The organism is Actinokineospora auranticolor, assembly GCF_041897805.1.
In the GTDB taxonomy this organism is placed as follows: Bacteria; Actinomycetota; Actinomycetes; order Mycobacteriales; family Pseudonocardiaceae; genus Actinokineospora; species Actinokineospora auranticolor.
Genome location: NZ_CP154825.1, coordinates 1 through 23,725, shown reverse-complemented (window position 1 = coordinate 23,725; position 23,725 = coordinate 1). Strand labels below are relative to the sequence as shown.

At 69.8% G+C, this 23,725-nt stretch carries 22 protein-coding genes and 2 tRNA genes; 6 read left to right on the top strand and 18 right to left on the bottom strand.

What is annotated here, in order from left to right; translation table 11 throughout:
• Positions 1-45: 45 nt before the first annotated feature.
• Positions 46-696, bottom strand: a complete 651-nt coding sequence (locus tag V5P93_RS00120; RefSeq protein ID WP_104479376.1) for an aminodeoxychorismate/anthranilate synthase component II — start codon at positions 694-696, stop codon at positions 46-48.
• A gap of 69 nt (positions 697-765) precedes the next feature.
• Here V5P93_RS00120 and V5P93_RS00115 point away from each other — a divergent pair, with 69 nt between their 5' ends.
• Entirely contained in the window at positions 766-1,377 is a 612-nt protein-coding gene (locus V5P93_RS00115; protein WP_104479375.1) for a hypothetical protein, read from the top strand.
• Positions 1,374-2,417: an ImmA/IrrE family metallo-endopeptidase gene (locus V5P93_RS00110; protein ID WP_104479374.1), complete on the top strand. Its 1,044-nt coding sequence runs from the start codon at positions 1,374-1,376 to the stop codon at positions 2,415-2,417. Before V5P93_RS00115 ends, V5P93_RS00110 begins: the two co-directional genes overlap by 4 nt.
• Before the next feature lie 139 nt (positions 2,418-2,556).
• Here V5P93_RS00110 and V5P93_RS00105 read toward each other — a convergent pair whose 3' ends face one another.
• Both V5P93_RS00105 and V5P93_RS00100 read right to left on the bottom strand, forming a co-directional pair.
• Entirely contained in the window at positions 2,557-2,712 is a 156-nt protein-coding gene (locus tag V5P93_RS00105) for a hypothetical protein (RefSeq protein WP_181043495.1), read from the bottom strand.
• The gene (locus V5P93_RS00100; RefSeq protein ID WP_104479373.1) at positions 2,712-3,587 is read right to left on the bottom strand and encodes a class E sortase; all 876 of its coding nucleotides are present in this window, start codon (positions 3,585-3,587) and stop codon (positions 2,712-2,714) included. Before V5P93_RS00100 ends, V5P93_RS00105 begins: the two co-directional genes overlap by 1 nt.
• A gap of 149 nt (positions 3,588-3,736) precedes the next feature.
• Between V5P93_RS00100 and crgA the strand changes: the two genes are divergently transcribed.
• Entirely contained in the window at positions 3,737-4,003 is a 267-nt protein-coding gene (gene crgA, locus V5P93_RS00095; RefSeq protein ID WP_104479372.1) for a cell division protein CrgA, read from the top strand.
• A 115-nt stretch (positions 4,004-4,118) separates the two neighbouring features.
• A complete protein-coding gene (locus V5P93_RS00090) occupies positions 4,119-4,529 on the top strand; it encodes a PH domain-containing protein (protein WP_104479371.1) in 411 nt (136 codons plus the stop codon).
• Here the strand turns inward: V5P93_RS00090 and V5P93_RS00085 are convergent.
• Both V5P93_RS00085 and V5P93_RS00080 read right to left on the bottom strand, forming a co-directional pair.
• Positions 4,526-5,404 (bottom strand): rhomboid family intramembrane serine protease, encoded by an 879-nt coding sequence (locus V5P93_RS00085; protein ID WP_245931280.1) that lies wholly within the window; start codon positions 5,402-5,404, stop codon positions 4,526-4,528. The genes V5P93_RS00090 and V5P93_RS00085 overlap by 4 nt on opposite strands.
• A gap of 57 nt (positions 5,405-5,461) precedes the next feature.
• Entirely contained in the window at positions 5,462-6,007 is a 546-nt protein-coding gene (locus V5P93_RS00080) for a peptidylprolyl isomerase (RefSeq protein ID WP_104479369.1), read from the bottom strand.
• 94 nt (positions 6,008-6,101) lie between these two features.
• Between V5P93_RS00080 and V5P93_RS00075 the strand changes: the two genes are divergently transcribed.
• On the top strand, positions 6,102-6,788 hold the full coding sequence (locus V5P93_RS00075; RefSeq protein ID WP_104479368.1) for a hypothetical protein: 687 nt from the start codon (positions 6,102-6,104) through the stop codon (positions 6,786-6,788).
• Positions 6,789-6,839: 51 nt separating this feature from the next.
• On the opposite strand, the gene V5P93_RS00070 is transcribed toward V5P93_RS00075, so the two are convergent.
• The gene (locus tag V5P93_RS00070) at positions 6,840-7,388 is read right to left on the bottom strand and encodes a DUF2020 domain-containing protein (RefSeq protein WP_104479367.1); all 549 of its coding nucleotides are present in this window, start codon (positions 7,386-7,388) and stop codon (positions 6,840-6,842) included.
• Between the two features lie 142 nt (positions 7,389-7,530).
• Between V5P93_RS00070 and V5P93_RS00065 the strand changes: the two genes are divergently transcribed.
• Entirely contained in the window at positions 7,531-7,965 is a 435-nt protein-coding gene (locus V5P93_RS00065) for a DoxX family protein (RefSeq protein ID WP_104479366.1), read from the top strand.
• A gap of 54 nt (positions 7,966-8,019) precedes the next feature.
• Here V5P93_RS00065 and V5P93_RS00060 read toward each other — a convergent pair whose 3' ends face one another.
• The 12 genes from V5P93_RS00060 to dnaA form a co-directional block, all read right to left on the bottom strand.
• The gene (locus V5P93_RS00060) at positions 8,020-8,451 is read right to left on the bottom strand and encodes an OsmC family peroxiredoxin (protein ID WP_104479365.1); all 432 of its coding nucleotides are present in this window, start codon (positions 8,449-8,451) and stop codon (positions 8,020-8,022) included.
• 517 nt (positions 8,452-8,968) lie between these two features.
• Positions 8,969-9,041 (bottom strand) — tRNA-Ala (locus tag V5P93_RS00055).
• A 43-nt stretch (positions 9,042-9,084) separates the two neighbouring features.
• Positions 9,085-9,222 (bottom strand): DLW-39 family protein, encoded by a 138-nt coding sequence (locus tag V5P93_RS00050; RefSeq protein WP_104479464.1) that lies wholly within the window; start codon positions 9,220-9,222, stop codon positions 9,085-9,087.
• Between the two features lie 742 nt (positions 9,223-9,964).
• Positions 9,965-10,038: transfer RNA gene (locus tag V5P93_RS00045), tRNA-Ile, on the bottom strand.
• A 57-nt stretch (positions 10,039-10,095) separates the two neighbouring features.
• On the bottom strand, positions 10,096-10,941 hold the full coding sequence (locus V5P93_RS00040; RefSeq protein WP_245931279.1) for a DUF3566 domain-containing protein: 846 nt from the start codon (positions 10,939-10,941) through the stop codon (positions 10,096-10,098).
• Between the two features lie 28 nt (positions 10,942-10,969).
• Positions 10,970-14,776 carry an intein-containing DNA gyrase subunit A gene (gyrA, locus tag V5P93_RS00035; RefSeq protein ID WP_104479364.1) on the bottom strand — a complete coding sequence of 1,269 codons (3,807 nt, stop codon included), beginning with the start codon at positions 14,774-14,776 and terminating at the stop codon, positions 10,970-10,972.
• Positions 14,777-14,840: 64 nt separating this feature from the next.
• Positions 14,841-16,817, bottom strand: a complete 1,977-nt coding sequence (gene gyrB / locus V5P93_RS00030) for a DNA topoisomerase (ATP-hydrolyzing) subunit B (RefSeq protein ID WP_104479363.1) — start codon at positions 16,815-16,817, stop codon at positions 14,841-14,843.
• A 206-nt stretch (positions 16,818-17,023) separates the two neighbouring features.
• A complete protein-coding gene (locus tag V5P93_RS00025; RefSeq protein ID WP_245931278.1) occupies positions 17,024-17,572 on the bottom strand; it encodes a DciA family protein in 549 nt (182 codons plus the stop codon).
• 196 nt (positions 17,573-17,768) lie between these two features.
• On the bottom strand, positions 17,769-18,926 hold the full coding sequence (gene recF, locus V5P93_RS00020; protein WP_104479361.1) for a DNA replication/repair protein RecF: 1,158 nt from the start codon (positions 18,924-18,926) through the stop codon (positions 17,769-17,771).
• A complete protein-coding gene (gnd, locus tag V5P93_RS00015; RefSeq protein WP_104479360.1) occupies positions 18,926-19,837 on the bottom strand; it encodes a phosphogluconate dehydrogenase (NAD(+)-dependent, decarboxylating) in 912 nt (303 codons plus the stop codon). The genes recF and gnd overlap by 1 nt, the downstream gene beginning before the upstream one ends.
• A 31-nt stretch (positions 19,838-19,868) precedes the next feature.
• Positions 19,869-20,999, bottom strand: a complete 1,131-nt coding sequence (gene dnaN / locus V5P93_RS00010) for a DNA polymerase III subunit beta (RefSeq protein WP_104479359.1) — start codon at positions 20,997-20,999, stop codon at positions 19,869-19,871.
• A gap of 1,070 nt (positions 21,000-22,069) precedes the next feature.
• The gene (gene dnaA / locus V5P93_RS00005) at positions 22,070-23,725 is read right to left on the bottom strand and encodes a chromosomal replication initiator protein DnaA (protein WP_104479358.1); all 1,656 of its coding nucleotides are present in this window, start codon (positions 23,723-23,725) and stop codon (positions 22,070-22,072) included.

Sequence of the window (23,725 nt, the reverse complement as noted above, 5' to 3'; positions counted from 1 at the left end):
TTTCCATTCTCCGAACGGTTCCGCTCCGGTCCCGTCTCCGGTCCGCTACGCGAGCGCCTTGGTCAACTCGCGCATGGTCCGCTCCAGCTCGTCCACCCGGGACTTCGGCACCCGGAACCCGGCCTGCCCCAACCAGTTCGCCAACATCCGGTGCCCACCCTCGGTCAACACCGACTCGGGGTGGAACTGCACCCCCTCGATCGGCAGCTCCCGGTGCCGCATCCCCATGACGATCCCGCTCTCGGTCCGCCCGGTGACCTCGAAATCCCCCTCCGGAATAGTCTCCGGAACAATGCTCAACGAGTGGTAGCGGGTCGCGGTGAACGGATCCGGCAACCCGGCCAGCACCCCACCCCCGCTGTGGAAAACCCGGCTGGTCTTCCCGTGCAGCAATTCGGGCGCGCGATCCACCGTCGCCCCCCAAGCCACCCCGATGGCCTGGTGCCCCAGGCAAACCCCCAGCAGCGGCAGCCGCGCATCGGCACACCGCCGAACCACGTCGACGCTGAACCCGGCCCGCTCCGGAGTGCTGGGCCCGGGGCTGACCAACACGGCGTCGAACCCCGCCAACGCCTCCGCTCCCGCCAACTCCGGCGCGTCGTTGCGCCAGACGGTGCACTCGACACCGAGCTGGGCCAGGTACTGGACCAGGTTGTAGACGAAGCTGTCGTAGTTGTCGACCACCAGGACGCGCATGGCCCACAACCTACCCGTCCGCCTCTCTCCCCTCGCGCCCTTTCCATTTAGGGTGGTATATTTTCTGTCATGTTTTCATACCCTTCGGCCGAGGCGGTCCTCGACGATCTCGGTGACAAGGTTGTCGGCGGCCTGGTTGATGCCACGAAGGCCACGAAGGTGGATCTGACGCTCTACCGCGAGACGTTTCCGTCGTGGGTGGCGGACCATGGCGAGCGGGGGTTGGCCAACTGGCTGCACGACCGCTTGTGGTCCCATCTGCGCCGAGGCTTCGTCGACATCGACTCGGTGACCATGGCGGACGAAGGAGTGCTCCGCGAGATCGTGGTCGGGATGAAGTACCGCGCCCGGGTGAAGCGTCACAGCGCACATGACCGCATCCGCTCGTTCCCGACTACGGCCGCACTGGCATTCTGGGCGCAGTCGGACACCTTGGCAGGTATGGAGGAGGTCCGCCTCGGGTTCGGATACCGCTGGGATCCCGAGTTGCGCGAGATCGGCAGCGCACTCATCTCCCTGCGTGACGGTCTCGGCGCGGACGCGATCTGGGCGGTCGAGGTCAACGGCGGCGCGGGCGAGGCAGGCGGCACAGCGATCGCATGGACTCCGGTCGACCCGTCGCTGCCGCAGATCGACCTCTACAGCGTGATCGCGGAGACGGACGAGGAACAGGGGACATGAGCGGTATCGGCGATGTGCTGGAGACGCTTCGCCGTGCCCGCGGACTCACGCAAGACGAACTCTGCGTTCAGGCAGGCCTGACCCAGGCGGCCCTCTCACGCTACGAGAACGACCAGCGAATGCCGGATGAGGCCGTTCTCGAGAAGCTGGCCGCGATCCTGGAGGTCTCCGCGCGATTCCTCACCCGTGATCACGCTGTTCGAGGTGCGTTGGCCGTGGATGCGCACATGCGACGACAGAAGACCACCAAGGCATCGTTGTGGCGCAGGCTGGAGGCGAAGCTCAACGTGCACCGTCTTCACCTGTCGTTGCTGTTCGAGGAGGTGTCGATGCGGGCGGAGCAGAGCGTCCCCACATTCGACCCGATCGATACCTCACCTGCCGAGGCAGCGCTGATGGTGCGCGCCCAGTGGCGCCTGCCGGTCGGCCCCATCCGCAACCTGACCCGGTGGCTAGAGGCAGCAGGCTGTGTGATTCTCGAGGAGAACTTCGGCACCCACCGCATCGACGGGCTGTCCCAGTGGATCAACGACCATCCGGTACTCCTGATCAACAGCACCATCCCCGTCGACCGCAAGCGCCTCACTCTCGCCCATGAACTCGGACATCTGGTACTGCACAACGGCCTGGCCACCGATGACCCCGAGCGGGAAGCGAACCAGTTCGCCGCCGAACTCCTGATGCCCGCTCACGTGATCAAGGCCGAACTTCGGCCAGTCACCCTCGGACGTCTGCGGGATCTCAAGTGTGTGTGGGGGGTGTCCATGCAAGCGCTCTTCGAGCGGGCATACGCCCTCGAGCTGGTGACAGCTACCGAACGGACCACCTTCTACAAGGCCATGAACGCCCGCGGCTGGAAGACCAACGAGCCCGCTAGCGATCGCTTGGCTCCTGAGACGCCCGAACTCGTGGCCAGCATCGGCGCCGCCCTGCGGGCAAAAGGGCTCACGGACCGCGAGATCGCCGACATCGCCGGGTTTGCCGAGCACTCGCCGAACAACCCCTTCACCCGACCGCCCCGTCGGCTGCAGTCTGTGTAGGCGCGAGCAATTCGCCTTAATGCGAAACGCTGTTCGCCGCACTGCGGTGGTGACCACCCGATCGGGTTGGCCGAAGTGAAAGTGAGGGACCGTCGAGGTTTGGTTCCACGTGGAACAAACACGACGGTCGAGATGTCGCCTACTCGGTCGTGACCTGGTTGAACGGCAGTTTCGGCTCCACCCACGGGAACACCACGAACATGAGCAGGGCGACCACCCCGGCCACCAGGACCACGGCCGTCAAGATCCGCACCACCAAGGGCCCCGGCAGGTGCCGCCAGATCCACGCGTACATCAGCTCGTCTCCTTGAGCTCCGGGGGCGTCTCGCCAGGCTTGGCGGGGTCCTTGGCCCACTGCTTGACCATGACCGCGTGCACGATGAGCCGCTGGCGGTCGGAGAAGCGGGGGTGGCAGGTCGTCAGGGTCATCAGCGTCGCGCGCTCCCCCACGCTCGACTCGGCGCCGACCTTGCCGGGGATGGGGGCGATCACCTCACCCTGGCTGGGTCGGACGATCTGCTGGCCCACCAGACCCTCGTACGGGCCGCCCAGCGGCGCCACGCCCTGGCAGCGCGGGTCGGTCCCCTTCCCGGTCGCCCACCCCACCACCTCCTCGCTCTTGGGCAGCACCCGGTAGACGAACCAGCTGTAGTGCGTCTCGACCAGGATGGCGTCGCACGAGTTGAGCAGGTCGATGTCGTTGAACGGCGCGCCCTTGCCGACCCGGTGGCCCGCGACGGCGAAGTTGCCCGGCTCGCCCGGGTACGCGGTGCCGCGGTAGTGGCCGGGGCCGATCTCGAGGGACTTCTCGGTGGTGCCCTCGATGACGGTGAACCCGTAGTCGAGGCCGAAGGCCGGGATGTGCATCTTGGCGAAGCCCGTGCCTTCACCCAGGTCGGTGAACCGTTCCACTCGTTCGGGTTCGGCGACGGTGTCGGGTTGACCCCAGGTGTTGTCCAGCGCCGTCGTGGCGTCGCGCTGCTTGCCCGCGGAGACGATGTCGGTCACGTAGACCTCGTAGACCACGAAGAGCAGCACGACCAGGCCCGCGGTGATCAGCAGCTCGCCGATCCCGCGCACCACCGTGCGTGCCGTGTCCGCCCGCTTGGGCGGCTCTTCGGGGCCGACGAGCCCGTCCGGCGTGTGGCCGCCGGTGTCGAGCGTGGTCACGCGGACTCCTCTCCGGCGCGCACGGATTCCGCGTCGTTGGCGACTGGTGGTTCGCCGCGCCGCTCAGCTACGTTAACGTGTTGCATCGGCGGGAGTTGCGCCCATGCCAGCACGACCGCACCCAACGCATCACGTCAGGCGAGGACAGCATGCCGAAGTCCAAGGTCCGCAAGAAGGCCGTGTACACCGCACCGGCCGACCGCCGCACGCCCGTGAAGGTCAAGCCCGCCGGGCCTTCACACCCGATCTACGTCGTCGTGATGCTCGGCGTCATGGTGATCGGCCTGGCCTGGTTGGTCGTCAACTACATCGCCGGGGAGAAAATCCCATTCATGACCGACCTCGGCAACTGGAACTTCGCCATCGGGTTCGCGCTGATGATCTCCGGTCTGCTGATGACGATGCGGTGGCGTTAACCCGATCCGCTGTCATTCGTGAGTGGGCTCGCAGCTACTCCATTCAGCGCACCGTCACTGAACCACATGGATGTAAGTCATCCCCATTGTGGATAACTTCTGTGGATGAATCGCCGTGACGCCTGAGGACAACTCCCACCAGTGGGCACCCGAGACCCGGGTCGTGACCCTCGCCTGGCTGCTCACGGCGGTTTTCGCAGTGGTGGCGGTGCTGCTCGGCGACCCCCGGGGCACCGTGCTGTCTGTGGTCGCCGCGCTGCTGCTGGCCGCGCTCGCGCTGTTCGGCACCTTCGCGCGGCCCCGCCTGGCCGCCGACTCGAACGGGTTAACCGTGCGCGGGCTGACCGGCAGCCGGACCTGGCGCTGGGGTGAGGTCAACGTGCGGCTGGTCCGCACCCGCAGGCTCGGTCGCGAGTCCAGCGCGGTGGAGATCGACGCCGACCCGGCGCTGGTGCTGCTGGGCAGGCTCGACCTCGGCGCCGAACCGGAGGACGTGGTCGAGGCCCTCGTCCGGCTGCGGACCTAGCCGTACCGGTAGCAGGAGAACCCGTCCGCGGTCGGCGGCAGGCAGAGCGGCACGGCGTCGACGACCTGGGGCGTGCGGACGACCAGCAACCCGACGATGGCCACAACCACCACCACCACGGTCACCGCGTGCCACTGCCGCCGCTTCTCCCTCGGCGCCACCACCAGACCGAAGGCCACCGCCGCGCCCGCGGCCAGGCCGCCCAGGTGCGCGGCCAGCGAGATCTCCACGACCGAGATGCTGATCGCCAGGTTCACCGCGAGCAGGCCCACCACGTTCATCAACGCGTGGAAGTCCCACTTCTCCCGCAGCACGAGCACGATCAGCGCGCCGAGCAGGCCGTAGATGGCCCCCGAGGCGCCCGCGCCCTCCGACAGCGGTGACTGGAACGCGTACGCCGCCGCGCTGCCGCCGAGCAGCGACAGGAAGTAGATGAGCAGGAACGGGCCGCGCCCCAGCCTGGTCTCGATCATCGCCAGGACCAGCAGCGACACCATGTTGCCCGCCAGGTGCACCGGCCCGAAGTGCAGGAACCCGCTGGTCAGCAACCGCCACCACTCGCCGTCGGCCATCGACGGGGGGAAGCCGGACAGCTGGTGGAAGAACGTCGACTGCTCGTTGTGCAGCGGGTTGCCCGCCAGCACGGCGGTCAGCACGTACATCGCGACGTTGACCGCGATCAGCGCGTACGACGCGACCGGCTTGGCGACCGGTTCACCGCCCGCGGCCGTCGTGGCCCGCCGCACACCGCGGTTGCCCTCGCGCACGCAGTCGACGCACTGGAACCCGACGGCCGCGTCGACCAGGCAGTCCGGGCACGCCGGGCGTTCGCACCGGACGCAGCGCAACCCGGTCGGCCGGTCCGGGTGACGCACGCAGGCGGGCGGACCCGCCTGCGTGGTGTGTTCAGGGTGCTCCGGGGGGTGCGTCACTCAACGCCCGATGGAGACCTTGGTGATCACAACTTCGGTCACCGGCCGGTCGCCCGGCTGGGTGGGGGTGGAACCGATGGTGTTGACGACGTCGCGCGACTGCTGGTCGGCGACCTCACCGAAGATGGTGTGCTTGCCGTTGAGCCAGTCGGTGGCGCCGACGGTCACGAAGAACTGCGAGCCGTTGGTGCCGGGCCCGGCGTTCGCCATCGCCAGCAGGTACGGCTTGTTGAAGCGCAGGTCGTTGTTGACCTCGTCCTCGAACTGGTAGCCGGGGCCACCGCGACCGGTGCCGGTCGGGTCGCCGCCCTGGATCATGAAGCCCTCGATGACCCGGTGGAACACCGAGCCGTCGTAGAAGGGGCCGGTCTTGCCGCCCTGGGCGTTCTCGGTGGTGTACTGCTTCGTGCCCTCTGCGAGGCCCACGAAGTTCGCGACCGTCTTCGGCGCGTAGTCGGGGAGCAGGTTGATCTTGATGTCACCCAGCGACGTGTGCAGGGTGGCGGTCACGTTCTTCCCGACGAAGGATTCGTTGCTTTCAGCCACCGCTCCATCGTGCCATCTTCGGCGAGATCGCTCCGGAAGGGGCACGATTGAGGGGTCGGCAGTGTTCCTTAGCATCGATGGACGAGGTGAGGCCATGACCCGGGCCGGAGAGACGGTGGGCAAGGCCGTCGGCACCGGCTGGCGCGCGGTGCGCCAGGGTGCGGTTCGTGCTGGACAGGCGGGTGCGGAAGCGGCGCACGTCGCCGAGCAGAAGCTCGCCGCCAAGGGCGTCGCCCCGCAGCAGGTCGCCGAGGCCATCGCGGAGACGGCGCAGGTGGCGCGCGACGAGGTCGCGGCGGGCACCCGCCGGGCCCGCAAGCGCCTGGCGAAGACGGCCAAGCACACCCGCAAGGACCTGGCCAAGGCCGCCAAGCAGGCCCGCAAGCAGGCCAAGCGCTCCGGCGCGGCCAAGCGGGCGCGGCAGGCGTCCGGGCCGGTGCGCGCGCAGGTCAAGCAGCTCAAGAAGGACCTCAAGCCGCAGGTCGTGCAGTACCGCAAGGAGCTCGAGGCGCAGGTGCGGGCGGCCAAGGCGGCGGCCAGGGAGGCCGCCAAGGACCCGTCGGCGAAGCGCCGCCGCAAGTGGCCGTGGCTGCTGGCGCTGCTCGGCGTCGGGGCGGCGGCCGTGGCGCTGCGCAGCAAGCCCGCGCCGCAGCGGCCCGCGCCGCAGCCGCAGCCGCAGCCCAGCGCGCCCAAGCCGCCGGTGGCGGACGCGGAGTCCAACGGCGCCGAGCGCAACGGGCAGGCCAAGCCGAGCCAGCCGATCAGCTCCGAGAAGAACTGACGCGCACCCCGGGCGGGTCGCACCCACGTGGTGCGGCCCGCTTCGGCGCGCCTACAGCCCGAGCTTCCCGATGACGATCTCGCTGACCCGCCGGGCCTTGATCGTCTGGTGCTGGTTGGTCGACACCACGACCGCGGTCCCCGCCTTGCCCACGGCGTAGACCGCGCCCTGGTCGGTGGACAGCGACCCGCCCTTCCACCCGGCGGGCGACGAGGCCGGGTTCGAGGTGGCGATCGGCGCGGCCTCGTCGACCACGGCCTTGGCGATCGCCGGGTCACCGCTGTAGATCTGCACGGTGAGCTGCACGCTGCCGTCGGGCCGGTAGAAGAAGCAGGCGGGGTGCGGCTTGTCCGCCGACGTGCGCACCTTGGTGACCCGCTGCCCGTTGGCGTCGGCCACCACCGAGCTCTCCAGGTAGGGGCACGGCCCGTCGGCGACCGGTTCGGGCGGTGGTGGCGCGGCGGCGGGACCCGCGGACGCGGGCGAGGTCGTCTGGGCGGCTGGGGGTGGCGCGGAGGTGCCCGCCGGTGGTGCGGCGGGGTCCGCGGTGCACGCCGCGATGGTGAGCAGGGGCGCGGCGAGGATCACGGCTCGTCTCATAGCGGGCCAAGTCAACCAGATCACACGAAGTGTGGTCTCGACCACTCGTTGAACCGGATCGGGCCGCCGCGCATTACTCACTGTGTGGCCTCGGCCACGGATGGATGACTACCCTGTTGTTCCGAAGGAAAGAGAGCCAGGCATGGACCTGCTCCATCGCGGGAGGGCGCACGTACTCGCCCTCTTCCGGATCGTCATCGGTTTCCTGTTCGCCGTGCACGGCGCCGCCACCCTCTTCGGTGTGTTCGGCGGTGCCTACGGCAAGGCCCCCGCGTTCGCCGAGTGGCCCGGCTGGTGGGCCGCGGTAATCCAGCTCGTCGGCGGCGTGCTCGTGTTGATCGGCCTCGGCACCCGGGTCGCGGCCCTGATCTGCTCCGGCTCGATGGCCTACGCCTACTTCGTGGTGCACCAGCAGGTCAGCCTGCTGCCCAACCAGAACGGCGGCGAGGTCCCCGCGCTGTTCTGCTGGTCGTTCCTGCTGGTCGTGTTCCTCGGCCCGGGCAAGTGGGCCGTGGACGAGATCATCGGTCGGACCCGGCACACCGACGCGCCTGAGCGCGAGAGCGTGACGACCTGACCCGCGCCGGTTGGGGCGGGGCAGCGACCGCCGCGCCCCAACCGGCGACGCGCGCTAGGCCAAGGTGGCGTCAAGGGTGATCTCGGTACCGGTCAGGGCGGCCGACACCGGGCACACCTTCTTCGCCGTCTCCGCGATCTCGGCGAACTTGTCCCCGTCGATACCGGGCACGGTGGCCCGCGCGGTCAGCGCGATCCCGAGGATGGCGAACCCGTCGCCCTTCTTCCCGAAGCTCACCACCGCCGACGTCTCGATCGACTCGGGCGGCGTCCCGTTGGCCCCGAGCAGGGCCGAGAACTGCATCGAGTAGCAGGACGAGTGCGCCGCCGCGATCAACTCCTCCGGCGAGGTCTGCCCGTTGGCCTCCTGCGCCCGCGACGGGAACGACACCGTGAACCGGGCCGCGCCGGACGTGTCGAGGCTGACCTCACCCGACCCCCGCGCAACGTCCCCGCTCCACACCGTCGTCGCCTTGCGCTCGGTCATCAAGCCTCCAGCCTTCGTTCCGGGATGGACGCCCCCAGTCAACCCCCATCCAGGCCGCCCCACCACGCCAGGTAACCCCGGTCACCCCTCGCTGGTTCCGGCGCCCGCCGCCCCACTTCAGCCGCTACGCAAGCTCCGCGCCCTACATGCCCCGCCGGTTCCGGCGCCCGCCGCCCCGCTCCAGCCGCTACGCAAGCTCCGCGCCCTACGCGCCCCCGCCGGTTCCGGCGCCCGCCGCCCCGCTCCAGCCGCTACGCAAGCTCCGCGCCCTACGCGCCCCCGCCGGTTCCGGCGCCCGCCGCCCCGCTCCAGCCGCTACGCAAGCTCCGCGCCCTACGCGCCCCCGCCGGTTCCGGCGCCCGCCGCCCCGCTCCAGCCGCTACGCAAGCTCCGCGCCCTACGCGCCCCCGCTGGTTCCGCCACCCACCGCACCGTGGGGGTCTGGGGGGTCGCCCCCCAGAAACAACAACGGCCGACCCGGTCAACGCTCTCCGTTGACACAGGTCGGCCGAGGCCGTGGAGACGAGGGGAATCGAACCCCTAACCCCTGCCTTGCAAAGGCAGTGCTCTGCCAATTGAGCTACGTCCCCCCAACGACACGACGTCCGCCGTGCCGGAGTGCGACGTTCTCGCCTACGCCTTCTTGGCGCCGTTGTTCGCGGGCGCGGTGGCCTCGCGCCACAGGGCGGCTTCCGCCTTCGCCGAGCTCTTCCGCTTGACGACCAGGAGGACACCACCAGCAACAGCGGCGAGCGCGAGCAGCTTCTTCACGATCAATGCCTCCCTTTTGGGCACGGAAACACCACTTCCACCGGCCGATCCACCCCCGGCCCGGCGTGCCGCCAGTCTGCCACACCTCACCCCGCCCCCGCTCCCACCCCCGACATCCCGCACCCCCCACACCCACCCGAAACCCCTCCCCGCCAACAAAAAACCAAGATCAACAAAACCTCGAGACCCCCGAACGAACCAGGAACCCGAGACACCCCAGGAGGAAGGGAGAAGGGATGGAGAGAAGCAACAAGCGAGGCCGGACCGCGGCCATGGCGAGGCCACGAGCAGAGCAAGGCAGAGACCAACCAGGAAGCCCACAACGGCAGCAGCAAGAGACAGCACGCGACGAAGAAGACCTACCGGAAGCACTCAGGGTGGACACACATCCCACCCACGTCAGCCCCGCCGCCCCGCTTCAGGCACTACGCAGGCCCGCGCCCTACATGCCCCGCCGGTTCCGGCGCCCGCCGCCCCGCTCCAGGCGCTACGGAGGCTTCGCGCCTTACCCGCTCTCACCGGTTCCGGCGCCCCGCCACCCAACTCCAGGCGCTACGCAAGCCCCGCGTCCTACGCGCCCCCGCTGGTTCCGGGCGCTCCCCGCCAGTCCGCTCCAGGCGCTACGCAAGCTCCGCGCCTTACGCGCCCACCGCACCGTGGGGGTCTGGGGGGTCGCCCCCCCCAGAAACAACAACGGCCGACCCGGTTCGCGCTTTCCGCGAACACAGATCGGCCGAGGCCGTGGGCCTAGGAGGACTTGAACCTCCGACCTCTTCATTATCAGTGAAGCGCTCTAACCGCCTGAGCTATAGGCCCCTGTGGGAACGCGTGAAGGCTACCGTACGTCCCCGCGCGTCCCCAAATCGGTATCCCCTACTCGCGTTCGGCGAGGGTGACCTCGAGTCCGCCTGCGAGGTCCGCCGACACGTTGTAGACGAAGGCCCCGACGGTGGCCAGGGCGCTGAACAGCACGATGTTGATCGCGCCGATGATGGCCGCGATGCCGAAGACGCGGCCTGCGCTGATCAGGGGTCCGTTGTTGCCCTCGGCGTTGTTGAGCAGTTCGCTGGAAATGCCGTTCACCTTGTCCCACACGCCCATGCCGTCGAGGACGGCGTAGAGGGCGCCGACGGCGACCAGCCACACGAAGAACAGGGCCACGCCCAGCACCAGCGACAGCTTCAGCACCGACCACGGGTCGAAGCGCTTGATCTGCAGGTTGGCGCGCCGGGGGCCGCGGCCGGGCCTGCGCAGCGCGCTCGGCGGGGCCTGGGTGGCCGCGCCTGCGCCGCGGGTGGCGGCGTCCAGGTTCACCGCGGGGCGGGGGGTGCCGACGCCGACCGTCGGGTCGGCCCCGAACAGGCGGGGGGCCGCCGCGCCGGTGACCACGGAGCGGTCGACCGCGATGGTCGCGTCGTCGCCCGCCGGGAACGGGGGCGGGACCTGGGGCTTGCCCGGGTGCGGCAGCGCCTGGGTGACGTCCGCGTCGGGTTCCTCGGTGGGGAAGCCGAGGTCGGCGACCTCGACCTCCTCCTCCGGGGTGACCCGCTGCCACGGTGGTGGCGTCGTCTCGTTCTCCTGGGGGGCACCGCCCTCCGCGTCGCCGTCGCCCGCCGGTTCCGGCTTCTGCTGCTCGGCCGGCGCGTCCTTGCTCGTCGTGATGACCGACGTGCGCTCGGGTTCGGTTCCGGCGGTGTCCGGCTTCTCGGGTGGTGTCACGAGCGGTTTCCCCTAGGTCCTTCGTCGCTTACTCGGCCTGCTCGGCCGTCGGTGCGGTGCCTTCGACGTCGCCTTCGGTGCCCTCGGCTTCAGCCGCCTCGACCTCGGCTTCGGCGGCCTCCTCGGCGCTGCGGGCGATGGCCACCAGGGTGGTCCCCTCACCGAGGTTCATCAACCTGACCCCCTTGGTCTGCCGCCCGGCCTTGCGCACCTCCTCGACGGTGGTGCGGATGACGCCGCCCGCCGAGGTGATGGCGTACAGCTGGTCCTCCAACTCGACGATGACCGCGCCTACCAGCCTGCCACGCCTGCTGTCGTGCTGGATGGTGAGCACGCCCTTGCCGCCCCGACCCTGGACCGAGTAGTCCTCGATCGGGGTGCGCTTGGCGTACCCACCGTCGGTGGCGACCAAAACGAACGTGCCGTCCTTCACCACGCCGATGGTCAGCAGCTCGTCGCCGTCGTTGAAGCGCATGCCCTGCACACCCGACGTCGCCCGGCCCATCGGCCGCAGCGCGTCGTCGCTGGCGTGGAAGCGGATGGACTGGCCGCCCGCGGACACCAGCAGCAGGTCGTCGTCGGCCGAGCACAGCACGGCGCCGACGAGTTCGTCGTCCTCACGCAGGTTGATACCGATGAGGCCGCCCGCGCGGTTGCTGTCGAAGTCGGCCAGCTTCGACTTCTTCACCAAACCGTCACGGGTCGCCAGCACCAGGTACGGCGCCGCCTGGTAGTCCTTGATCTGGATGACCTGGGCGATCTCCTCGTCCGGCTGGAACGCCAGCAGGTTCGCCACGTGCTGACCGCGCGCCGCGCGGTTGGCCTCCGGCAGCTCGTAGGCCTTCGCCCGGTAGACGCGGCCCTTGTTGGTGAAGAACAGCATCCAGTCGTGCGTCGAGCACACGAAGAAGTGCACGACGATGTCGTCCTGCTTCAGCACCGCGCCCTGCACGCCCTTGCCGCCGCGCTTCTGCGCCCGGTACAGGTCGGTCTTGGTGCGCTTGGCGTACCCGGTGCGGGTGATCGTGACGACGACGTCCTCGACCGCGATCAGGTCCTCGACCGACACCTCCCCGTCGAACGGGATGATCCGGGTGCGCCGGTCGTCGCCGTGCTTGTCGACGATCTCCTTCAGCTCGTCGCGCACGATCTCGCGCTGCTGCGCCGGGCTGTCCAGGATCGCCTGCAGCTCGGCGATGTAGCGCTCGATCTCGGCCAGCTCGTCGATGATGCGCTGCCGCTCCAGCGCGGCCAGGCGGCGCAGCTGGAGTTCGAGGATCGCGGTCGCCTGGATCTCGTCGACCTCGAGCAGCGACATCAACCCGGTCCGCGCCTCGTCGGCCGACGGCGACCGGCGGATCAGCGCGATGACCTCGTCGAGCATGTCCAGGGCCTTGGCGTACCCGCGCAGGATGTGCGCGCGCTCCTGGGCCTTGCGCAGCCGGTAGCGGGTGCGCCGGACGATGACCTCGATCTGGTGGTTGACGTAGTGCCGCACGATCTGGTCGAGCCGCAGCGTGCGCGGCACCTGGTCGACCAGGGCGAGCATGTTGACGCCGAAGTTGTGCTGCAGCTGGGTGTGCTTGTACAGGTTGTTCAGCACGACCTTGGCCACCGCGTCGCGCTTGAGCCCGATCACGATCCGCATGCCGCTGCGCGAGTTGGACTCGTCGGCGATCTCGGAGATGCCGGTGAGCTTCCCGTCGCGCACCAGCTGCGCCATGTTCTCGATCAGGTTGTCCGGGTTGACCTGGTACGGCAGCTCGGTGACCACGAGGATGGTCCGCCCCTTGGCGTCCTCCTCCACCTCGACGACCGCCCGCATCCGCACCGAACCGCGACCGGTGCGGTAGGCGTCCTCGATGCCGCTGGTCCCCAGGATCAGCGCCTTGGTCGGGAAGTCCGGCCCCTTGATCCGCAGCAGCAGCGCCGCCAGCAGCTCGTCGTCATCGGCCTCGGGGTTCTCCAACGCCCAGATGACCCCGTCGGCCACCTCGCGCAGGTTGTGCGGCGGGATGTTCGTCGCCATCCCGACCGCGATACCGCTACCACCGTTGACCAGCAGGTTCGGAATCCGCGCCGGCAGAACCTTCGGCTCTTCGGTCTTCCCGTCGTAGTTGGGCGCGAAGTCGACGGTGTCCTCGCCGATGTCGCGCAACATCTCCATCGCCAGCGGCGTCAACCGCGACTCGGTGTTGTGGCTGACGAACCCGTCGGTGATGAACGCGTGGTCGTCGGTGTCGACCCGGAGGCTGTACACCGGCCGAACACCCGCGTCGACGATCGAGGCGACCCTGGCGTAGTAGAACCGACCGTCGACCAGCGGCTCGACCACGTCGAGCACGCCGGGCTCGGTGATGTGCCGGACGATCTCGTCCCGGTTGGTCTCCCACCGCTCGACGCGGTCGACGTTGTGCTGACGCAGCCAGTCGCGTTCGGTCCACCGACCGGCACCGTTCGCGCGGATGTAGTCGCCGACGAAAGGCACGTGGTCGCTCGACATCGACCGGCTCTCGGTCGGGAGCGCGTCGAGGATGGCGACCAGCTTCTCCTGCTTGACCTGGAGGAAGCCGAGGTTGTTCGCGAACAACCGCGCATCGCGGCGGTTCGTGATGACGACCTTGATCTCGCCGCTGTCGTAGTTGACGAGCTTGCTGACCACGCCGAACTCCAGCAGCAACTGCTGGACCTCACGCGCCAGCCGCGCGCTCCGGGTGGAGTACGAGATCTGGACGGTGTTTCGCGGCAGCGCGGAGCAGGAGCCGTCACCGGTGAACAGTGAGCTGAGGAATGCTCGCTTCACGAACATGCCGGAGTTCCAGACGAACTCCGGCACCCGCTTGGCCGCACTGCGGTGTCCGGCCAACTCGGCGAGCGGACTCGACATCAAGGCACTCAGGTCCTGCACGTCGAGTTCGTGCAGGAGCGAGCCGGACGCGATGATCCGCGAGCTGAGGTACCGCCGTCCACCGACTACCACGTCGTACGCGTCGACGACCTGGTCGAAGTACGACTTGTCCAGGTTGTTGAACCCGGCGCGTCGCGCCGAGACAAACCCCTCGCTGACGAACGCGCCTGCCAGGATGGCTGCGGCGTAGTCCTCGGCAGGCGGGACGCTGCCCTCGTCAGCAGGCATGCGCTGCATGACGACGCGGTCGTCGGGCTGGATCTCCTCCAGCAGCTTCCACAACAGGGTCGGCACGCCGAGCACCGACACCAGGCACAGGACCGGGTGGTTGTGCGTGCCGGTCAGTTCGAAGCCCTCGCGCGTGGTGAGGCGCAGCGTCGGGTGCTCACCGGAGTGGAACAGCCGGTCCGCGCGGACCGGGTCGCCGTTGCGGTCGAGGACCTTCAGGTCGATCGGGTTGTCCGAGTTCGGCGCCGCGTCCGGGACGATGTCGCCGATGCGCACACTCGACCCGTCCTGCAGGCGCACACGGGTTTCTGCATCAATACAGTAACGCATGGCGGCGGCCGGGTCGTTGCCCGGGCTGCCGAAGTTGCCCTGGCCGTCGACCAGCGGGTAGCGCATGGACCACGGCTGGGCGAGGCGGACCAGGGTGTCGTAGATCGACGAGTCGCCGTGGGGGTGGTAGTTGCCCATGACGTCGCCGACGACTCGGGAGCACTTGACGTAGCTGCGGTCGGGACGCAGGCCCGTGTCGAACATCGAGTACAGCACGCGCCGGTGGACGGGCTTGAGGCCGTCGCGCACGTCCGGGAGGGCGCGGCTGACGATGACGCTCATCGCGTAGTCGATGTAGGAGTTCTGCATCTCCTGCTGGATGTCGACTGGCTCGATGCGATCACCAGGCGGCGGCAGGGTTTCGGTCACGACCGAGGGTCCTTTCCAAGCTTTGCGGCGGGGCGGTGTCGGGGGCGGCCGAGCGCCGCGGGGCTCAGACGTCGAGGAAGCGGACGTCCTTGGCGTTGCGGGTGATGAACGAGCGGCGGGCCTCGACGTCCTCACCCATCAGCACGCTGAACAGCTCGTCGGCCTGGGCGGCGTCGTCGAGGGTGACGCGGCGCAGGGTGCGGTTGGCCGGGTCCATGGTGGTCTCCCACAGCTCCTCGGCGTTCATCTCGCCGAGACCCTTGTACCGCTGGATGCCGTCGTCCTTGTTGACCTTCTTGCCCGCGGCGATGCCCGCTTCCATCAGGCCGTCGCGCTCGCGGTCGGAGTAGGCGTACTCGGGGTCGACGCGCTGCCACTTGATCTTGTACAGCGGCGGCTGCGCCAGGTACACGTGGCCGTGCTCGATGAGCCCGCGCATGAACCGGAACAGCAGCGTCAGCAGCAGCGTGCGGATGTGCTGGCCGTCGACGTCGGCGTCGGCCATCAGCACGATCTTGTGGTACCGCAGCTTGGCGACGTCGAAGTCCTCCTGGATCCCCGTGCCCAGCGCGGTGATCAGGCTCTGCACCTCGGTGTTCTTCAGCACCCGGTCCAGCCGGGCCTTCTCCACGTTGATGATCTTGCCGCGGATCGGCAGGATCGCCTGGTACAGCGAGTCCCGCCCTTCCTTCGCCGAGCCGCCCGCGGAGTCGCCCTCGACGATGTAGAGCTCGCACTCCTCGGGGTTGGTCGACCGGCAGTCCTTGAGCTTGCCGGGCAGGCCGCCGATGTCGAGCGCGCCCTTGCGCCGGACCAGCTCGCGGGCCTTGCGGGCGGCCATCCGGGCCTGCGCCGAGGACACCGCCTTGGTGACGATCGTCTTCGCGTCGGCCGGGTTGCGCTCGAACCAGTCCGCCAGCCACTCGTTGCAGGTCTGCTGCACGAACGTCTTGGCCTCGGTGTTGCCGAGCTTCTGCTTGGTCTGGCCCTCGAACTGCGGCTCGGCCAGCTTGATCGACACGATCGCGGCCAAGCCCTCGCGCACGTCGTCGCCGCTGAGGTTGGCGTCCTTCTCCTTGAGCAGCTTCTTCTCGCGCGCGTAGACGTTGACCACCCGGGTCAGCGCGGCGCGGAAGCCCTCCTCGTGGGTGCCGCCCTCGGGGGTGTTGATCGTGTTGGCGAAGGTGTACACCGACTCGCTGTAGCCGGTGTTCCACTGCATCGCGACCTCGACCTCGACACCGGTGCCCTTGGCCTCGAAGGCGATGACCTTCTTGTGGATGGCCTCGCGGCTGTGGTTGATGTGCTTGACGAAGTCCTCGAGCCCACCCGGGTAGTGGTAGGTGCGCTCCTTGACGCGGGCGGCCTGGCCGTCGACGTCGGCGGCGGCCTCGTCCTCGGAGACCCGCTCGTCGCGCAGCACGATGGTCAGGCCCTTGTTCAGGAAGGCCATCTCCTGCAGGCGCCGGGCCACGGTCTCGGCGTTGAACGTGGTGGTCTCGAAGATCGCCGGGTCCGGCCAGAAGCTGATGGAGGTGCCCAGCTCGCGGGTCTCCTCGCCGCGCTCGACCGGGGCGACCGGCTCGGAGTCGCGGTAGGTCTGCCGCCACACGTGGTTGTCGCGCTTGACCACGGCCTCCAGCCGGGTGGACAGCGCGTTGACCACGGAGATGCCGACACCGTGCAGACCACCGGAGACGGCGTAGCTGTCGCTGTCGAACTTGCCGCCCGCGTGCAGCACGGTCATCACGACCTCGAGCGCGGACCGCTTCTCCTCCGGGTGTTCCTCGACCGGGATGCCGCGGCCGTCGTCGTCCACGCGGACGCCGCCGTCGGCGAGCAGGGTGACGTCGACCTTGGTGGCGTGCCCCGCCATCGCCTCGTCGACGGAGTTGTCCACGATTTCCCAGATCAGGTGGTGCAGACCGCGCTCGCCGGTGGAGCCGATGTACATACCCGGGCGGAGCCGGACGGCCTCCAGGCCCTTCAGCACGCCGATGGAACCGGCGCCGTACGCCTTCTCCTGATTGTCTTCTGCCACGTGCCCGGTGTCTCCTCACGCGTCGGAACGACTGCGGCGGTGTGCGGTCCCGCGCGTCGGGGCAGACCCGCGCACACCACTCCCCTACATACTACTGGTGCGGTCGCGCAGAATCGTGCCAAGGACACCCCTGGCTTGCTCCCAGAGCCAATTTTGTGAACCGGCGCGAGTCCCACCGCCGGTCCCTCGATCTCGACCCGCGAGGTTCAGCCGTAGGTGTCCCGTGGTCCGCGGCCTGGGACGTGCCGCGGGCCGTAGCGCCAGCTGGGTGCGGCCGGGCCGAGCACCTTGAGCCTGCGGACGACGTCGCGCCCCACCCCAGCGGCGATCTTGACCAGCAGTTGGCGCTGGAGCAACCGCAACTGGGTCGCCCAAGCGGTGGAATCCGCCTGGACGGTGAGTTCGCCGTCCTTGATCGCCACCGGCTTGGCGTGCTCGGCGACGTCCGCGCCGACCAGTGTCGCCCAGCGGCTGAAGACCTGCCCGCCGGAGAGGTTGCGCTGCCAACCGCGGTCGACCGCGATTCGCGAGGCGAGCCTGCCGAACGGCTGCGGGTCGCGTTCGTCGGCGCCCGGGCCGGACCAGCGCCTGCGGGCCCGGGAGGTGCCGCCCGCGGTTCCACGTGGAACAACGCGCTTCTTGCGGGCGCCGGGGCCGGACTGGGCGGCCTGCCGGGCGGCGGCCAGGGCGGCTCTGGCAATATCTGAGCCCCGCGGCGAGGCCGAGTCGCCCGTGCCCGCGTCACCCTCCGTCACCCCTGTGGATAGATCGGCGGGTTTTCCACCCCCGGGTGTGGACTGATCTTGGCTTTCGCGCGCCCCGGTTCCCCCGGATGGCCGCACAGTGACGGTGTTATCCACACTATCCACAGGGTTATCCCCAGATGTGCGGTTCTTCCGGCGCGGGGCGGTCACGCGGGGTGGTGGCAGCAGTTCGCCGCCGAACAGGTCGTCAGACACGGCTGACCTCTCCGTCACCCACGGCGTAGCGGACACCGGCCAGCTCGTCGGGCACGTCCTCGGCGACCGCGGCGGTCACCAGCACCTGCTCGGCACCGACCGCCACATCGGCGAGCCGCTGCCGCCGCCTGCGGTCGAGTTCGGCGAACACGTCGTCCAGCACCAGGACCGGCTCACTCCCCTCGTCCTTGAGCAGCTCGTACGACGCCAGCCGCAGGGCCAGCGCGAACGACCACGACTCGCCGTGGCTGGCGTACCCCTTGGCGGGCGCTTCGCCGAGGACCAGGTCGAGCTCGTCGCGCTGCGGGCCGACCAGGCTCACCCCGCGTTCGAGCTCGGCGTCGCGGCGCAGCGCCATGCGGGCGAGCAGGGCGTCCGCGACGACCTCGACATCGGCACGTTCCCCGTCCGGCTTCCCGTATCCAAGGGGCAGTGTGTCCTCGATCTGCGAGCGGTACGCCACCCGCGCCGGGCGTGACTCGGGTGCCACCCCGGCATAAGCGGCGGCGACCCTGGGCGCCAGGTCGGCGACCAGGTCGAGGCGGGCCGCGAGCAGCTGGGCGCCGTGCGTGGCCAGGTGGTTGTCCCACACGTCGAGGGTGGCGACGGCGTCCGGGTCGGCGCGGCGCGCGCGGCGGTTGGTCGCGGCGCTCTTGAGCAGGGCGTTGCGCTGGCGCAGCACCCGGTCGTAGTCGGCGCGGACCCCGGCGTAGCGGGGTGCGCGCAACACCAGCAGGTCGTCCAGGAACCGGCGGCGCTCACCCGGGTCGCCGCGCACGAGCGCCAGGTCCTCCGGCGCGAACAACACCGTGCGCAGGATGCCCAGCACGTCGCGGGGCCGCGGGACCGGGCCGCGGTTGACCCGGGCGCGGTTGGCCTTGCCCGGCGTGATCTCCAGTTCGACGGTCAGCTCGCGGCCGTCGTTGACCACGGCCGTGCGGATGATCGCCCGCGCGCACCCGAGTCGGACCAGGGGCTGGTCCGCGGCGACCCGGTGCGAACCGAGGGTCGCCACGTACCCGATCGCCTCGACCAGGTTGGTCTTGCCCTGGCCGTTCGCGCCGACCAGCACCGCGGGCCCCGGCTCCAGCTCCAGGTCCGCGTGCGCCCAGGAGCGGAAGTCGGTGACCTGCAGGTGTCTTACGTGCACTAGCTCACGTCGCCGGTTCCCGAAGTGGGGCCCGCCTTGTGCACCGCGTGTCCACCGAACTGGTTGCGCAGCGCCGCGACGGCCTTCATCGCCGGCGAGTCGTCCTGGCGGGAGGCGAAGCGGGCGAACAGCGCGGCCGAGATGACCGGGGCGGGCACCGAGTGGTTGATCGCCTCCTCGACGGTCCACCGACCCTCGCCCGAGTCCTCCACGTAGCCGGTGATCTCGTCCAGCTTCGGGTCGTCCTCCAGCGCGCGGACCAGCAGGTCGAGCAGCCACGACCGGACGACGGTGCCACGGGTCCACGCCTTGAGCACGGCCGTCACGTCGGTGACCTCGTCGGCCGCGGCGAGCAGCTCGTAGCCCTCGGCGTAGGCCTGCATCAGGCCGTACTCGATGCCGTTGTGGACCATCTTCGCGTAGTGGCCCGCGCCGACCTTGCCCGCGTGCGCGAAGCCCTCCTCGCGCGGACCCTCCGGGCGCAGCGCGTCGAAGATCGGCAGGGCGCGCTCGACCAGTTCGGCGTCGCCGCCGACCATCAGGCCGTAGCCGTTGTCCTTGCCCCACACGCCGCCGGAGACGCCGCAGTCGAGGTAGCCGACGCCCTTGCCGGACAGCAGCTCGGCGTTGACCTTGTCGTCGGTGTAGCGGGAGTTGCCGCCGTCGATGACCAGGTCACCCTCGGACAGCAGGTCGCCGAGCTCGGCGACGGTCGCCCGGGTGGCCTCGCCCGCGGGCACCATGACCCACACCGTGCGCGGCGCTTCGAGCTTGGCGACCAGGTCGGCCAGCGACGAGCTGTCGCTGACGTCGGGGTTGCGGTCGTAGCCGACCACGTCGTGGCCCGCCGAGCGCAACCGCTCGCGCATGTTGAAGCCCATCTTGCCCAGGCCGACGAGTCCGAGCTGCACGGTTGTTGTCCCCTCCGTCGCGGTGGTCCGGTCAGCCGGGGAGGCGGACCGGCATGAGCAGGTAGAGGTAGCCGGGGATGACGCCGTCCTCGCCGACCGGCTTGATCAGCGCGGGGCGGTTGGGCGTGGTGAACGACAGCTCGGCGCGGTCGCAGTGCAGCGCGGCGAGGCCGTCCTGGAGGTAGCCGGGGTTGAACGCGATGGTCACCGGGTCGCCGGTGAACTCGACCGGCAGCTCTTCCTCGGCGCTGCCCTCGTCGTCGCCACCCGCCGAGAGGCGCAGCGTGCCGTCGGCGAACTCGAGCCGGACCTGGGTGCCGCGCTCGGCGACCAGGGACACGCGCTTGATCGCCTCGACCAGACCGGACACGCCGATGACGGCGTTGGAGGTCTGCTCCGACGGCAGCAGCTGGCGGTAGCGGGGGAACTCGGCGTCGAGCAGCCGGCTGGTCGTGCGCCTGCCGGAACCGGACAAGCCGAGCAGGCCGTCGGTGGGCGAGAGCGCGAGCTCGACCGTGCGGCCGGAGCTGCCGAGCGCCTTCGCCGCGTCGGCGAGGGTGCGGGCCGGGACCAGGACGGCGGCGTCCTCGACGTCGCCGGACGGCTTCCAGTCGAACTCGCGCATGGCGAGGCGGAAGCGGTCGGTCGCGACGAGCGTGAGCTTGTCGCCGTTGATCTCGACCCGGACGCCGGTGAGCATCGGGAGGGTGTCGTCCTTGCCCGCGGCGACGGCGACCTGGCTGACCGCCTGGCCGAAGACCTCACCGGCGAGCTCGCCCGCGTGCTGCGGCATCGCGGGCAGGGCCGGGTAGTCCTCGACGGGCATGGTCGGCAGGCTGAACTTCGCGCTGCCGCAGGTGATCGCGACGCGGGCGCCGTCGACGGAGATCTCCACCGGTTGGGCGGGCAGCGACTTGGTGATGTCGGCGAGGAGCCTGCCGGACACCAGGGTCCGGCCGCTGTCGGCGACTGTCGCGGGGACGTCGACGGTTGCCGAGACCTCGTAGTCGAACCCGGAGACGGTCAGGCGATCGGTGCCCTCTGTCGACCCCGCGTCCAGCAGCACCCCGCCGAGGACGGGAACCGGTGGGCGGGACGGGAGGCTGCGCGCGACCCAGGCGACGGCGTCGGCGAGGCCGTCGCGCTCGACGCGGATCTTCATGGGAGTCCTTTCCAGGCCCGACCCCCGTGCTGACACCGAGTCGTGCCAGGCCGGGCCGTCGAGCTGTCCACGCTGTAGGGCCCAACCGTAGAGCGTGATCCGGCTCCCCGTCATCCGGGGCGGGTCGGGGTCGGGGCGTCCCCTGGGGTGGCTGGGGCCGGCTGTCCCCAACTTTGGCCGTCCCCTGTTTCTGTTCTTTTTTCTTCTTCTGGAAGAACAAAGACAGCAGTAGTAATAGGGGCTGTGGGTTGTGTGGACAACGCCTGTTTTCGCTGGTGGGACCGTCTGCCCTGCTGTGGGTAACCGGGGGGTGGGTCCGGTGGACAGATCGGGCGATCCGTGGATGGTTTGTGCACAGGCTGGATCCGTCCACAGTTGGCCTGAGTTGTCCACAGCGCGATCCCCAGATGTGGGCCGACCAGCCCCCAGGGGTGTGTACGGCCACCCACAGGGTTGTGCACAGCTCGATTCGCCCGTTGCGGTGACGGAGACCACGCGATTTGCGGCGCGGCCAGGGATTTTTCCGGGTGTGGAGCGGCCGTCCACACCCCCGAAAAACCTCGCGCGGGGCGGTCGGCGGTGGGTGGGTACCGGCTGGGGACAGCCCCCGGTGGCGCGGGGGCGGCCGGGGACACCGGCGCCGCGCGGCGCGCGCGAACTTTTCTGGGGGTGTGGGGAGCTGTCCACCGCGCCAATAAACAGTGCGACCGGGGGTCGGCGCGAGGGGTGCGGGGGCGGGGCACCCTCGGGTCACCGGGCGGGTGCGGCGCGTCAGGAAGTCTGACAGCCTGCGGGAACGGGCGCGCACCGGCACCGGTCGGCGGCTGTCGGTGCCAGGATCGGGGTCCGCGACTTCGTCAGGTGCCCGCTGGGGCTTCGTGCGGATCCGGGACGGCCGGGTGGGACCTACCCTGCCGGACGGCCGGTCGCGGACTTTTCTGGCGTTGGGGACGGCTGTCCACCGCGCCAATAAGAAGGTGGGCGGGTGTGGATCCGGCGGGGGTTCACCCCGGGGTGGGCGCGCGCGAAAACGGCGGCCCCTGGGGGCCGCCGTCGGTTCGCTTGCGGGGTCAGGCTCGGGCGCGCTGCTTGATGCGGGAGGTGAGCTCCTGCACCTGGTCGTAGATGCGCCGCCGCTCGGCCATCTCCTTGCGGATCTTCTTGTCCGCGTGCATGACCGTGGTGTGGTCGCGGCCGCCGAAGGTCTGCCCGATCTTGGGCAGCGACAGGTCGGTCAGCTCGCGGCACAGGTACATGGAGATCTGCCGGGCCTGGGCAAGCGCTTTCGTCTTGCCGGGGCCGCACAGGTCGTCGATGCTGACGGCGAAGAACTCCGCGGTCACCGCCATGATCGTCGGGACGGTGATCTCCGGGGCGTGCGAGTCGCCGATCAGGTCCCGCAGCACGATCTCGGCCAGCGCCACGTCCACCGGCTGGCGGTTGAGCGAGGCGAACGCGGTGACCCGGATCAGCGCCCCCTCCAGCTCCCGGATGTTGGCCTCCACCCGGGTGGCGATGAACTCCAACACCTCCGCGGGCGCCGCCAACCGGTCCTGCGCGGCCTTCTTGCGCAGGATGGCGATGCGCGTCTCCAGCTCGGGCGGCTGGATGTCGGTGATCAGACCCCACTCGAACCGGGTGCGCAGCCGGTCCTCCAGCGTCTCCAGCCGCTTGGGCGGCCGGTCGGAGGAGACCACGATCTGCTTGTTCGCGTTGTGCAGGGTGTTGAAGGTGTGGAAGAACTCCTCCTGGGTGCCTTCCTTGCCCTCCAGGAACTGGATGTCGTCCACCAGCAGCACGTCGATGTCGCGGTAGCGGCGCTGGAACGCCACCTTGCGGTCGTCGCGCAGCGAGTTGATGAAGTCGTTGGTGAACTCCTCGGTCGACACGTACCGCACGCGCATGCCCGGGAAGAGGCGTTGCGCGTAGTGGCCGACCGCGTGCAGCAGGTGGGTCTTGCCCAGACCGGACTCGCCCCAGATGAACAGCGGGTTGTACGCCCGGGCAGGCGCCTCGGCCACCGCGACCGACGCGGCGTGGGCGAACCGGTTCGACGCGCCGATGACGAACGTGTCGAAGGTGTACTTCTCGTTGAGCCGGGTCTTCGAGGTCTGCGGCTGGGCGGGCGCGGTGAACGGCTGACCGCTCGCGGGCTGCTGGCCGTTGAAGGTCGGCCAGATCTCGTGCACCGTGGCCAGCGCGTCGCCCTCTTCGTCGACCTCGGTCTCGTCGTCCTCCACCCCGGGCTCCACGCCCAGGTGGGCCTGGTCGACCGCGGCGATGTCGGCGGCCGGGATGGTGATCGTGTCGCCGTCGAGACCGGCGACCGGCGGCTGCTCGGCGACGGGCCCCGGCGGGGCCTGCGGCAGCGGCGGCAGGTTCGGGATGGTCGGCAGCGGCGTCGAGGGGACCTGCGGGGCCGGGGGCGGCGGGGCCGTCGGCGCGGCGTCGACCTTGACCGCCAGTGACACCACGCGGCCCAGCCTGCGGGAGAGCGCGGCGGTGATCGGCTCGCGCAGCGCCCGCTCGATCGCCTCCTTGGCGAAGTCGCTCGGCGCGGACAGCAGAGCGGTGCCGTCCAGCAGGCCGATGGGGCGGGTCATCCGCATCCACGCGCGCTGGGACGGCGACAGGGTCCCGGCGGACAGCTCGCGCACGACCTGTTCCCAGACCACACCCAGGTTCAACTGGTGGTCCGACTGGTAGTCCGGCTTGTAGTCAGACAC

Bases quoted from the DNA above. Each gene is read 5' to 3' on its own strand.
- V5P93_RS00120 (WP_104479376.1), bottom strand. From the start codon at position 696: ATGCGCGTCCTGGTGGTCGACAACTACGACAGCTTCGTCTACAACCTG.
- V5P93_RS00115 (WP_104479375.1), top strand. From the start codon at position 766: ATGTTTTCATACCCTTCGGCCGAGGCGGTCCTCGACGATCTCGGTGAC.
- V5P93_RS00110 (WP_104479374.1), top strand. From the start codon at position 1,374: ATGAGCGGTATCGGCGATGTGCTGGAGACGCTTCGCCGTGCCCGCGGA.
- V5P93_RS00105 (WP_181043495.1), bottom strand. From the start codon at position 2,712: ATGTACGCGTGGATCTGGCGGCACCTGCCGGGGCCCTTGGTGGTGCGG.
- crgA (WP_104479372.1), top strand. From the start codon at position 3,737: ATGCCGAAGTCCAAGGTCCGCAAGAAGGCCGTGTACACCGCACCGGCC.
- V5P93_RS00075 (WP_104479368.1), top strand. From the start codon at position 6,102: ATGACCCGGGCCGGAGAGACGGTGGGCAAGGCCGTCGGCACCGGCTGG.
- V5P93_RS00070 (WP_104479367.1), bottom strand. From the start codon at position 7,388: ATGAGACGAGCCGTGATCCTCGCCGCGCCCCTGCTCACCATCGCGGCG.
- V5P93_RS00065 (WP_104479366.1), top strand. From the start codon at position 7,531: ATGGACCTGCTCCATCGCGGGAGGGCGCACGTACTCGCCCTCTTCCGG.
- V5P93_RS00060 (WP_104479365.1), bottom strand. From the start codon at position 8,451: ATGACCGAGCGCAAGGCGACGACGGTGTGGAGCGGGGACGTTGCGCGG.
- dnaN (WP_104479359.1), bottom strand. From the start codon at position 20,999: ATGAAGATCCGCGTCGAGCGCGACGGCCTCGCCGACGCCGTCGCCTGG.